The organism is Pseudomonas sp. MYb118 (assembly GCF_040947875.1).
Classification (GTDB): domain Bacteria; phylum Pseudomonadota; class Gammaproteobacteria; order Pseudomonadales; family Pseudomonadaceae; genus Aquipseudomonas.
Genome location: NZ_JBFRXN010000003.1, coordinates 950,694 through 962,610, shown reverse-complemented (window position 1 = coordinate 962,610; position 11,917 = coordinate 950,694). Strand labels below are relative to the sequence as shown.

12 protein-coding genes are annotated in these 11,917 nt (G+C 64.7%); 9 read left to right on the top strand and 3 right to left on the bottom strand.

What is annotated here, in order from left to right; genetic code table 11:
- Nucleotides 1-5 precede the first annotated feature (5 nt).
- On the bottom strand, nt 6-614 hold the full coding sequence (locus tag ABVN20_RS25565; protein ID WP_368558561.1) for a prepilin-type N-terminal cleavage/methylation domain-containing protein: 609 nt from the start codon (nt 612-614) through the stop codon (nt 6-8).
- Complete coding sequence (gene gspH / locus ABVN20_RS25560; protein ID WP_368558560.1) at nt 611-1,063, bottom strand: type II secretion system minor pseudopilin GspH; 453 nt, start codon at nt 1,061-1,063, stop codon at nt 611-613. Before gspH ends, ABVN20_RS25565 begins: the two co-directional genes overlap by 4 nt.
- 117 nt (nt 1,064-1,180) lie before the next feature.
- Between gspH and ABVN20_RS25555 the strand changes: the two genes are divergently transcribed.
- Nucleotides 1,181-1,612 carry a type II secretion system protein N gene (locus ABVN20_RS25555; protein WP_368558559.1) on the top strand — a complete coding sequence of 144 codons (432 nt, stop codon included), beginning with the start codon at nt 1,181-1,183 and terminating at the stop codon, nt 1,610-1,612.
- A 3-nt stretch (nt 1,613-1,615) separates the two neighbouring features.
- Here the strand turns inward: ABVN20_RS25555 and gspI are convergent, their stop codons facing one another.
- Nucleotides 1,616-1,996 (bottom strand): type II secretion system minor pseudopilin GspI, encoded by a 381-nt coding sequence (gene gspI / locus ABVN20_RS25550; RefSeq protein ID WP_368558558.1) that lies wholly within the window; start codon nt 1,994-1,996, stop codon nt 1,616-1,618.
- A 148-nt stretch (nt 1,997-2,144) separates the two neighbouring features.
- Here gspI and gspG point away from each other — a divergent pair, with 148 nt between their 5' ends.
- The 8 genes from gspG (at nt 2,145) to ABVN20_RS25510 (ending at nt 11,873) form a co-directional block, all read left to right on the top strand.
- Nucleotides 2,145-2,594, top strand: a complete 450-nt coding sequence (gspG, locus tag ABVN20_RS25545; RefSeq protein WP_368558557.1) for a type II secretion system major pseudopilin GspG — start codon at nt 2,145-2,147, stop codon at nt 2,592-2,594.
- 8 nt (nt 2,595-2,602) lie between these two features.
- Nucleotides 2,603-3,580, top strand: a complete 978-nt coding sequence (gene gspK, locus ABVN20_RS25540; protein ID WP_368558556.1) for a type II secretion system minor pseudopilin GspK — start codon at nt 2,603-2,605, stop codon at nt 3,578-3,580.
- A complete protein-coding gene (gene gspL, locus ABVN20_RS25535; RefSeq protein ID WP_368558555.1) occupies nt 3,577-4,752 on the top strand; it encodes a type II secretion system protein GspL in 1,176 nt (391 codons plus the stop codon). Before gspK ends, gspL begins: the two co-directional genes overlap by 4 nt.
- On the top strand, nt 4,745-5,302 hold the full coding sequence (gene gspM / locus ABVN20_RS25530) for a type II secretion system protein GspM (protein WP_368558554.1): 558 nt from the start codon (nt 4,745-4,747) through the stop codon (nt 5,300-5,302). The genes gspL and gspM overlap by 8 nt, the downstream gene beginning before the upstream one ends.
- A complete protein-coding gene (gene gspD, locus ABVN20_RS25525; protein ID WP_368558553.1) occupies nt 5,299-7,668 on the top strand; it encodes a type II secretion system secretin GspD in 2,370 nt (789 codons plus the stop codon). The genes gspM and gspD overlap by 4 nt, the downstream gene beginning before the upstream one ends.
- Complete coding sequence (gspE, locus tag ABVN20_RS25520; RefSeq protein WP_368558552.1) at nt 7,665-9,083, top strand: type II secretion system ATPase GspE; 1,419 nt, start codon at nt 7,665-7,667, stop codon at nt 9,081-9,083. Before gspD ends, gspE begins: the two co-directional genes overlap by 4 nt.
- Complete coding sequence (gspF, locus tag ABVN20_RS25515; protein ID WP_368558551.1) at nt 9,083-10,294, top strand: type II secretion system inner membrane protein GspF; 1,212 nt, start codon at nt 9,083-9,085, stop codon at nt 10,292-10,294. Before gspE ends, gspF begins: the two co-directional genes overlap by 1 nt.
- A 460-nt stretch (nt 10,295-10,754) precedes the next feature.
- Nucleotides 10,755-11,873 carry a substrate-binding domain-containing protein gene (locus tag ABVN20_RS25510; protein WP_368558550.1) on the top strand — a complete coding sequence of 373 codons (1,119 nt, stop codon included), beginning with the start codon at nt 10,755-10,757 and terminating at the stop codon, nt 11,871-11,873.
- Nucleotides 11,874-11,917: the final 44 nt, after the last annotated feature.

Genomic DNA, 11,917 nt, shown 5'->3' with positions numbered 1-11,917 from the left:
GGCGGTTACTCCAGCGGCCCCAACACCTGCCGGTAGTGCTCGACGCCCTGGGGCGTGTTGCGGGTCAGGCTGATTTCGAGGCCGCGCGGGTTTTCCTGGCGATTGCCACTCAGTTGTCGCCAACCCTTGTCCGCGTCCCACACGCGCAACGTCGCCTCGCTGACTGCATTGAGCACCGCCACGCCCTCGGTGGGCGCCGGCAGCGGATAGTGGCTGCGTGAAGCGGCCTGGGCGCGATAGAGCGTGCCGCCCTTGAGCCACCAGCGCACCCGTTGCAACTCACCGTTCTGGCCCGGTGCGACGCGAATCACGTCCAGGCGAAAACCCTTGCTGTCGCTGCTGCGCACCGTCACGGCGGGGACGGTTTCGGCGCTCTGGTCTTCTACGGCGGCCTTGATCGGGTCCGCCAGTTCGATGCTGGCGCGCAGGGCGATATCGCGTTCCAGTTGGTTGAGGCTGCGCAGCAGCGCTTCGGCCTGCTCGGTGCTGGCCTGCAAGTGCGCGTCGGCACGGGTCACGCTGTCGAGCCCGCGCCAGGCGATCAGGCTGACGAAGGCCATCAGCATGACCGCCACCATCACTTCGATCAGGGTGAAACCTTGCTGGTTGTTCATTGCACGCTCACCTGGCCGGCGGCGCTGCGACGCACGCTGATGCTGTTGATGCCGTCGGAAAGACTCACCTGTAACGCCGGGCTGATCCATTCGGCGTCCAGTACCAGTTTCTGCCGTGGCTCGACCTGCACCGTCATGCCCGGCGTCTGCCATGTGCGCGGGCGCAGTTGCGGGTCATTGGCAAAATGCTCGAAGCCCTTGCCGCTGTCGCTGCGGCGGCTGAAACGATAGCCCTTGGCGTTGGCCAGCCAGGTGATCGGCCGGCCATCGCTGCGCGCTTCGGCCTGGGCGATTTGCAGCAGTTGCGCCACACGCTCGGCGTCCTTGCGCAGCAGGTGCAGCGGGTCCGGCTTGATGCTCAGGCTGATCGCCGCGCTGGCGATGCCGACGATCACCAGGACCACCATCAATTCGATCAAGGTAAAACCCTGCTGCGTACAAACCTTCATCCGATGCGCTCCTTTGCATGACGTCGATCCTGAACGATGAAGATGATCAGCGTGTGAAATAAAAACGTGAGAATTGCCCGGTAGGATCGAAGCAGGGACTAAAAGGAGGTTCAGCCCATGTCATTGCTCCAACGCTTTTCCCCGGCCCAGGCGGTCCAGGTGGTGGCCCTGATCGCGGCGCTGGCCGGCGTGGCCACCTGGTCGTCGCTGTTGCTGACGTCCGCCGAATCGAGGACGCCGGCCGCCACCCCGCAGCTGCTGGCCGAGCGCTCCAGCAACCCGGCATTGCAGTGGTTTTCCAATACGCCCGCGCCACTCGATATCAAGGTCAGTGGAGTGCTGGCCGGCAGCCGTGGCGCGGTGGCGATCCTCAGCCTCAACGACAGCCCGCCGCGCAGCTTCCTCGTCGGCGAGCAATTGAGTCACGGGGTGAAAGTGGTGGCCATCGAAGGCGATGCCGTGGTGATCGAACGCGGTACTGAACGCTCACGCCTGCTGCTCGGCAAATTGCCGGATTCCCCGGCGCTGCCGAGCCTGGTCCGGCCCTGAGTGTCATTTTGTCACTGGCCGGCTCAACAGGGTGTTGAGTCGGGCCAGTGGTGGCGCCTCGCGGCTGCGGTCGAACACTTGCAGCTCGACCCGCAGCAAGCGGCCGTTCTCGCCGTTGCCGATCAGTTGTTCGCAACGCAGCAGCAGCCGACCCTGATCGCATTCGAAGACCTTGCGTCCCATCGGCAAGCGATTCTCCAGACGCAATTCCGCCAGCCGACTCTGCGCCGCCAGCAGCGCGATGGATTTGTCGCGCAGCAGGCCGTTGCCCTGGGTCATCAAACCCGCCACCCGCACGGCGGCCGCCATGGCGACGGCGATGATCGCCAGCGCCACCAGCACTTCGATCAAGGTAAAACCGGCCTGTGGAGAAGGGCGTTGCATCGGGGTGCTCGGGCGTTGTGCGAAGCCTTGGACGGTAACCCTCGGGCTTGACCGGTTGACGACCAAAACACCCGAGGTTTTTCAACATCAGTGACATATCTTCTTGCAACACTGCGCGTCGAATCGAACCGAGCCAGGGAATGTCGAGATGGATATCGCGCGCTTCAAGTCACCGGTCAACCCGCCACGTCGGCAGCACGGTTTTACCCTGATCGAGATCATGGTGGTCGTGGTCATTCTCGGGATTCTTGCGGCAATGGTGGTGCCCAAGGTACTCGACCGGCCCGACCAGGCGCGGGCCACCGCCGCCAAGCAGGACATCGGCGGCCTGATGCAGGCACTGAAACTGTATCGCCTCGATCACGGCACTTACCCGAACATGAACCAGGGCCTCAAGGTGCTGGTCGAGCGCCCGGCGGATGCCAAGAACACTAACTGGCGTTCCTATCTGGAGCGCCTGCCCAACGACCCGTGGGACCGGCCTTATCACTACCTCAATCCCGGCGCCAATGGCGAGATCGACGTGTTTTCCCTCGGCGCCGACGGCCAGCCTGACGGCGAGGGCGTGAATGCCGACATCGGCTCCTGGCAGCTTTAAGCGCCATCATGAAAGCCGGTTCGCCGACGATGGCGAAGCAGCGCGGCATGGCGATCATCAGCGCCTTGCTCATCGCCGCCGTGGTAGCAGTGATTGCCGCGGGCATGCTCACGCGCCAGTCCGTGTTCACTCGCCAACTGGAAGCCGAGCAGGCTCGGGTGCAAGGCGTTGCGGTGCTGCGCGGCGGCATCGAAGTCAGCCGTCATCTGCTGTGGGACGCCCGCCAGCGTGACCCGCTGACCCACCTCCAACAGCCGTGGGCGCAGCCATTGGTGCTGAGCCAATCGACGCTGCCATTCGAAGGACGACTGGAAGACGAGCAGGGCAAGTTCAACCTGCGCAACCTGGTCAACCAGGAACGCATCGACCAGGAGCAACTGGCGACGTTCCAGCGCTTGTGTGAACTGATCGGCATCAACGCCACCCTGAGCCAGCGCATCAGCCAGCGGGTGATAGCTTCATACCCGCGCCTGCTCAATCCGCAACTGGCGGACAAGGCACCGCTCGGCAACGGCTTCGACAGCGGCCGCGAGACCTCGCCCAATGCCGCGCAAAAACCGCAACGGCCGACCCGCCCGATGTTGCGCAGCGTCGATGACCTGCGCAGCGTCGAGGGCATCAATGAAACCCTGCTGGCCAAACTCGCGGCCTATTTCACGCTGCTGCCGGCGCCGACCTGGATCAATGGCAACACCGCCAGCGCGCTGGTGTTGGCAGCCTATGTGCCAGGCCTGTCGATCGAGCGTGCCCAGGCACTGGTGGCCGAGCGCGATGGCGGCCAGTGGTTCATCAATCGGGGTGACTTCGTCAATCGCCTGAACATGCCGCAGCTGGAGGCGACGCGCATCCGGGTCGGCATCACCAGCGACTGGTTCCGCCTGCGTGGACAGGTGCGCAGCGATCAGCGCCGGGTCAGTCTCGACGCACTGCTGCACCGACCCCAGGACCAGTTGCCCCGGGTGATCTGGTCGCGGGTGGGCGTATGAGCCAGTTGCGCGTGGCCTTGCCGCCGTTGGCCGACCTGACCCTCGACAGCCCGCTGGATTACGCCTGGCTGGACCGCCAGGGGCAGGTGACGAGCGCCGGGCAAAGCACGCTGCTGGCGTTGGGACAGCGCAGCAAGACGCCGGCCATCAGTTTCTTTTTGCATCCCCAGGACAGCCTGCTGGCGAGCCTGGAGCTGCCCAATCTGCCAGCGAGCAAAACCGCTGCGGCGGTGCAGTGCGCGGCGCAGGCGTTGATCCTCGGCCACTTCGAACAGATGCACATCGCCCACAGTCCACGGGACGAGCAGGGGCGGGTGTACATCACCTGGATCTCGCGGTCGTGGCTGACCCAGTTCGGCCAATTGCTGCGCCTGGCGCGCTTGAACCTGCGCGGCCTGCATCCGGCGGCTTATTACCTGCCGGTGGGGGAAGGGCCGGTGGCTTGTCTGCAGGATGCTCATCTGCTGGTGCGCTACAGCCTGCAGCAGGCGCAAGTGCACCCGCAGCCGGATGAAGCCCTGGCTGACTTGCTGCTGGAAGCCGGGGGTAGCCTGCAATGGATTGGCGCAGGCCTGGGCGATGACAGCATCGAGCGTCTACCCGACGCGCGACGCTGGAGCGGTCCGCTGCCGGGCTGGGGCTTGCACGGTGCGATGGCCCGCAGCAGCACCAACGAGTCCGGCTGGGGCCGTGCGGCGGCGTGTTGCGCGCTGGCCGTGGCAGTGTGGAGCGTAGGGCTGAACCTGTACGCCGCTCGCGAGGCCAGCCAGGGCCAGCAACTCAAGGCGCAGATGAATCAACGGGTCAAACAGGCTTTCCCTGAACTGCCGGTGATCCTCAACCCGTTGCAGCAGGCGCGCCAGCAATTGGCGGCGCGGCAGAACGGCAGCGCCAGCGACCCGACCCAGCGTTTTGCCAGCCTGTTGACCCAGGCCGGCAACGCCATGCCGTTCATGGCCGGCAGCGTGCAGCACCTCAGTTTCGCCAATGCTGAACTGCGCTTGAGCCTGATCACCGATGCCCGACGCGCCCCCAGCGACAAGCAGTGGCAAAGCGCATTGAGCGATGGCGGTGTTGAGGTCAGTGCCAGCGACGATGGCTGGTCCCTGCGTGCCGCTGCGCAAATGGCAGACAGCAACGCCGACACTTCAACCGGAGCCGACGATGAATAAGCCTCGGTTTGCGAAGTATCGCGCGCGCTGGCAGCACCTGCACGCCCGACGCCAGGTCGCCTGGCAGGGCCTGACGCCACGGGACAAGCGCCTGGCCACAGGCATGGCGCTGGCGTTGGCGGGCCTTTTGACCTGGATGCTGCTGGTCCAGCCGGCCCTCGACAAGATCAATTACTGGCAGGCCGAGACGCCCAAGTTACGCTCCCAGGCCGAAGCCCTGGAAGTGCTGCTGCGCGAGGTCGCACGGCCGCCATCGGGGCCCAACCTCGAACAGTCACTGCGCCAGAGCCTGGACAGTGCCGGCCTCGGCGGCCACTACCAGTTACAGGCGCCCGATGCCCAGACGCCACCGACCTGGCGCCTGAGCTTCACCGATGCGCCCGCAGACGCTGCATTGAGTTGGCTGTTGGCCAATGCCGGACAATTTTCACTGGAAGTGGTCGAGGTTCGTCTGCAACGCACAGGCGAGGCTTTGCCCGATAACACGGCGGGCACTTTGTCCGGAACCGTACGCATGGATCAGGCGCTTGGCGCTAAGGAACGTTCATGAAGGGGTCAGGTTCTTCGTACGCGCGTCATGGGCGCAAGGTTGCGCCCTTGCTGTTGCTGGCGCTGGCGGCGTGCAGCAACACCAGTACCACCACACAGGCGCCGTTGCTGGTCGACAGTGAACTGGGCCGGCCATTGGCCGACACCCAGCGCAACGCCGACCCGCTGGCCGAGCGCCAGAAAACCCAGGCGCAACTGCGCCAGCCACCGGGGCCGCAGCACCGCATCAGCAACCCCGGTCGTGGCAGCGCAGCAGGCACCGGCACCACAGTGGCGAGCAATCCCCTGGGCAACCAACCGGTGACCCTGAACTTCGTCGATGTCGACATCCCGGCGGTGGTCCGCGCGTTGTCGCGCTCCACCGGCCGGCAGTTCCTCGTCGACCCGCGGGTCAAGGGCAACCTGACCCTGGTGTCCGAAGGCCCGGTACCGGCGCATCAGGCCTATGACATGCTGCTGGCCAGCCTGCGCATGCAGGGTTTCAGCCTGGTGGAGGTCGGCGGTGTGTCGCAGATCCTCCCTGAGGCCGACGCCAAATTGCTCGGCGGTCCGGTGTACGGCGCCGACAAACCCGCCGGCAACGGCATGCTGACTCGCACCTTTCGCCTGCAATACGAAAACGCGGTCAACCTGATCCCGGTGCTGCGCCCGATCGTGTCGCCGAACAACCCGATCAACGCCTACCCCGGCAACAACACCATCGTCGTCACCGACTACGCCGAAAACCTCGCGCGGGTCGCGCAACTGATCCAGGGCATCGACACCCCCAGCGCCATCGACACCGACGTGGTGCAGGTGCAGAACGGCATCGCCGTGGACATCGCCGGCATGGTCTCCGAATTACTGGAAGCGCCGGGCAACGACCCGACGCAGAAGATCTCGGTGATCGGCGACCCGCGCTCCAACTCGATCATCATCCGCGCCGGCAGCCCGGAGCGTACCGAGCTGGCGCGCAACCTAATCTACAAGCTCGACAATGCCCAGAGCAACCCGAGCAACCTGCACGTGGTGTACCTGCGCAACGCCCAGGCGGCCAAACTGGCCCAGGCCCTGCGCGGCCTGCTCACCGGCGAGAGCGACAGCGGCACCAACGACGCGACCCGGTCGGTGCTCAGCGCCATGGGCGGCAGCACCAGCAACAATGCCAGTGGCACGCAAAACGGCAGCACCAGCCAATCACCCGTGGCGAACACCAGCAGTAACGGCAGCCCCGCCTATGGCCAGGGCACCAGCAACGGCCAGACCGGCACTGCGCCGGCCGGCGAACAGAACCTGGCCTTCAGCGCCAACGGCGTGACCATCCAGGCGGACGGCACCACCAACACCTTGCTGATCTCCGCGCCGGAGCCGGTGTACCGCAACCTGCGCGAAGTCATCGACATGCTCGACCAGCGCCGCGCCCAGGTGGTCATCGAAAGCCTGATCGTCGAGGTCGGTGAAGACGACGCCAGCGAGTTCGGCGTGCAGTGGCAGACCGGCAACCTCGGCGGCAATGGCGTGATCGGCGGCGCCAACCTTGGCGGGACCGGCCTCAACACCAGCGGCAAGACCAGCATCGACGTGCTGCCCCAGGGCCTCAACCTCGGTTACGTCAACGGCACCGTGGACATCCCCGGCATCGGCAAGATCCTCGACCTCAAGGTCCTGGCCCGCGCCCTGAAGAGCAAGGGCGGCACCAACGTGCTGTCGACACCGAACCTGCTCACCCTGGATAACGAAGCGGCCAGCATCTTCGTCGGACAGACCATTCCCTTCGTCAGCGGCAGTTACGTCACCGGCGGTGGCGGCACCAGCAACAACCCGTTCCAGACCGTCACCCGCGAAGAGGTCGGCCTGAAACTCAACGTGCGCCCGCAGATTTCCGAGGGCGGCACGGTCAAGCTCGACATCTACCAGGAAGTCAGCAGCGTCGATGAGCGCGCGTCCAACAGCGTCAACTCCAGCGGCATCGTCACCAACAAACGGGCGATCGACACCAGCATCCTGCTCGACGACGGCCAGATCATGGTGCTCGGCGGTTTGCTGCAGGACGGCTACAGCCAGAGCAATGACGCGGTGCCGTGGCTGGCGGACATCCCCGGCCTCGGTGCGCTGTTTCGCAACGAGCGCCGGTCGATCACCAAGACCAACCTGATGGTGTTCCTGCGCCCCTACATCATCCGCGACAGCGCGGCAGGGCGCAGCATCACCCTCAACCGCTATGACTTCATGCGCCGCGCCCAGGGCGGCCTTCAACCGGAGCACAGCTGGGCAATGCCCGACATGCAGGCGCCGCAACTGCCGGCCACTGCCCAGGGCGTGCCGGAAGTGGTGCCGGTGTCCGGCTCGATGCCGCGGGCGACCATTCGTGCGGTGCCGCTGCAATGAGTGCCTTGCCGTACGCCTGGGCCAAGGCGCAGCGCATCGTCCTGCGCACCGAAGAGGCGGGTGCGGTGCTGACGGTATGCCCGTCGACGCCGGGCTGGTCGATCAGCGAGGTGCGCCGCCAGTACGGCCCGGCACGCCTGGAGCGGGTGCGCGACGAAGAACTCGACGGCCTGCTCGCCAGCGCCTATGCCGACACCGGTAGTGCGGCAGCGGTGGTGGGGGCGGCGGAAAACGAAGTCGACCTCGACCGGCTGATGCAGGACATCCCGGAAATCACCGACCTGCTCGACACCCAGGACGGCGCGCCGGTGATCCGCATGATCAACGCCTTGTTGACCCAGGCCGCGCGCGACGAGGCCAGCGACATTCACATCGAGCCCTACGAAACCCATTCGGTGGTGCGCTACCGGGTCGACGGCACCCTGCGCGACGTGGTCTCACCGCGCAAGGCGCTGCATGGCGCGCTGGTGTCGCGGATCAAGATCATGGCGCAACTCGACATCGCCGAAAAACGCCTGCCCCAGGACGGCCGGATCGCCCTGCGCGTGGCCGGCCGGCCGATCGACATTCGTGTGTCCACCGTGCCCACCGGCCATGGTGAACGGGTGGTCATGCGTCTGCTGGACAAACAGGCCGGGCGCTTGCAACTGGAAACCCTGGGCATGGACCCGGACGTGCTGGCCAAGCTCGATCACTTGATCCGCCAGCCCCACGGCATAGTGCTCGTCACCGGGCCCACCGGCAGCGGCAAGACCACCAGCCTGTACGCCGCGCTGGCCCGGCTCGACGCCAGCACCAGCAACATCCTCACCGTCGAAGACCCGGTGGAATACGACCTGCCGGGCATCAGCCAGATCCAGGTCAACGCCAAGATCGACATGACCTTTGCCCTGGCATTGCGCGCAATCCTGCGTCAGGACCCGGACATCATCATGATCGGCGAAATCCGTGATCTGGAAACCGCACAGATCGCCGTGCAGGCCTCGCTGACCGGGCACCTGGTGTTGGCAACGCTGCACACCAACGACTCGGTGTCGGCGATCAACCGCCTGATCGACATGGGCGTGGAGCCGTTTCTGCTGGCCTCGTCGATGCTCGGCGTATTGGCCCAGCGTCTGGTGCGGCGCCTGTGTTCGCAGTGCAAGGAGCCCGATGCCGCAGTACCCGGCACCTGGCGCCCGGTGGGCTGCCCGGCGTGCAACCAGACCGGTTACAGCGGCCGTACCGGCATTCATGAGTTGTTTTGCATCGACGACGACATCCGCACGCTGATCCACCAGGGGGCAGGGGAGCAGGCCCTGCGTGCCGCCGCTCGCACTGCCGGCATGTTCAGCATGCGTGAAGACGGCGAGCGCTGGGTGCGCAGCGGCAGCACCGCGCCGGAAGAAATCCTGCGTGTGACACGGGACGCCTGATGAACCGTTATCGCTTTGAAGCGGCCGACGCCAACGGCAAGATCGAGGTCGGGCACCTGGAAGCCGATAGCCAGGGCGCGGCGTTCGGCATCCTGCGCGGGCGCGGCTTGACCGCGTTGCAGGTGCGCCTGGAAAACAATGCCGCAGCGGCAGGCGGCGGCGCGCTGTTCAGCCCGAAGTTCTCCGACAACGACCTGGCCTGGGCCACCCGCCAACTGGCGAGCCTGCTCGGCGCCAGCCTGCCACTGGAAGCGGCGCTGAGCGCCACTGTGGAACAGGCGGAAAAGAAGTACATCGCCCAGACCCTGAGCGCGGTGCGCGCCGATGTACGCAGCGGCATGCGCCTGGCCGAGGCGCTGGCGGCGCGGCCACGGGACTTTCCGGAAATCTACCGGGCGCTGATTGCGGCGGGGGAGGAGTCCGGTGACCTGGCGCAGGTGATGGAGCGCCTGGCCGACTACATCGAGGAACGCAACAACCTGCGCGGCAAGATCCTCACCGCGTTCATCTACCCGGGCGTGGTCGGGCTGGTGTCGATCGGTATCGTCATCTTCCTGCTCAGCTACGTGGTGCCGCAGGTGGTCAGCGCGTTTTCCCAGGCCCGCCAGGATCTGCCCGGCCTGACCCTGGCGATGCTCAATGCCAGCGACTTCATTCGCGCCTGGGGCTGGTTGTGTTTCGCGGCGATTGCCGGCGGTTTCTGGAGCTGGCGCCTGTATCTGCGCAACACCCAGGCCAGGCTCAACTGGCACAGTCGCATCCTGCGCCTGCCGCTGATCGGGCGTTTCGTGCTGGGCCTTAACACAGCACGCTTCGCCTCGACCCTGGCGATCCTCGGCGGCGCCGGCGTGCCGCTGCTGCGCGCGCTGGAGGCGGCGCGCCAGACCCTGTCCAACGACCGCCTGAGCCTGAGCGTCAACGACGCCACCGCCAAGGTGCGCGAAGGGGTCAACCTGGCGGCCGCGCTGCGTGTGGAAAAAGTCTTCCCGCCGGTGCTGATCCACCTGATCGCCAGCGGCGAAAAAACCGGCGCACTGCCGCCGATGCTCGAACGCGCCGCCGAAACCCTGTCCCGCGACCTCGAGCGCCGGGCCATGGGCATGACCGCCTTGCTCGAACCCTTGATGATCGTGGTGATGGGTGGGGTGGTGCTGGTGATCGTGATGGCGGTGTTGCTGCCGATCATCGAGATCAATCAGTTGGTGCAGTGAGCCCCCAAAAAAACTCGCGAGCAGGCTCGCTCCCACATTGGATCTTTGGTGTTCACAAATGCCCCCCTGTGGGAGCGAGCCTGCTCGCGATAGCGGACCCATTGACGCCAAAAATCCAAGATTATTTTCCAGCCAACCCATCCCCACCCGACCCATCCTCGGGTTCTCCCCGCTGTCATGTACGACGACAGACCAACCCCTCCAGCCCAACCTTGCCCAATCCTGCCGCCTATCCCGAGCAAACCCTTGTCCTAGAGCCCCCAAACACCCGAGAAAAACCCGCGAAATCAACCCCGCACACCCGAGGTTTTTTCCTTTATCTGTCACCGGAAACTGCGAATTTCTCCCTGCGACTTGACCCCGACCAGCCGGCAACGGTCGGCGCCAAGTCCTCCCAGTGTCATGCAAGAAAACTTGAAATCACGTTGACCACAAACCTACGTTGAAAAGGAGATTCTTCATGTTCAAGCGCACTCTGATCGCCGCCTCCCTGACTGTCGCCGCATTGGCTTCCGCCCAAGCCATGGCCGTAACCGGTGGTGGTGCTTCTCTGCCTGCCGCACTGTACAAAGGTTCTGCCAACAGCATCCTCCCTGCCAACTTCAGCTATGCCGTAACCGGTAGCGGCATTGGCAAAAGTGCTTTTCTGACCAACACCCCAGGTCAGTTCGGCACCACTGGCGTTGTTGACTTCGCCGGTAGCGATTCGGTACTCAGCACCGCTGAAATCAACACCTACAACACCACCTTCGGCGCTGCCTACGGCCCGCTGATCCAGTTGCCATCGGTGGCCACTTCCGTGGTTATCCCGTACAAAAAAGCCGGTATCACTAACCTGGACCTGACCAGCGCGCAACTGTGTGACGCTTTTTCCGGCGCCAAGACCACTTGGGGTCAACTGTTCGGCACAGCTGATGCCACTCCAATTCGTGTGGTTTATCGTAATACCTCCAGCGGCACCACCGAGATCCTCAGCCGTCACTTGAACTCGATTTGCCCAACTCAGTTTGCGGTCAGCACCACCTTCACCAGCGCCCGTCTGCCAGCTAGCCCGACTCTGCCTGCCAACTTCGTTGGTGTAGCCCTTACGAGCGATGTGATCACCGAGGTCAACGCCGTGGATGGCACCATCGGCTATGTCGGTCCAGACGGTGCCAATGCCACAAGCAACGCTGTGGTCGCTCGCGTCAACGGCGTTCAGCCAACTACCGCAAACGTGAACAGCGCATTGGCGTCACTGGCGCTGCCGTCCGACCCTTCAAATCCGGTTCAGTGGTCACCGGTTGTGGCTAACCCAGTTGCTGGTTATGCCATGGCGGCCTACACCAATCTCATCTTCGGCCAGTGCTACAAGGATGCCGGCGTGGCTGCCGATGTACGCGCGTTCCTGACCAAGCACTACAGCACTCCAGGCAACAACGCTGCTACCAGCGCTCACAACTTCATTCCAGTGCCACCAACCTGGAAAACCGCTGTAACCGAAAACTTCATCACCAACGCCACCGGCAACAACCTCGACATCAACAACGCCAGCATCTGCAACGGCAAAGGCCGCGAGGTGCGTGCCGCGTCGTTGTAAGGTTGTGGTTTTGATCTGAAGTATCGAATGGCAGCTCCTTCGGG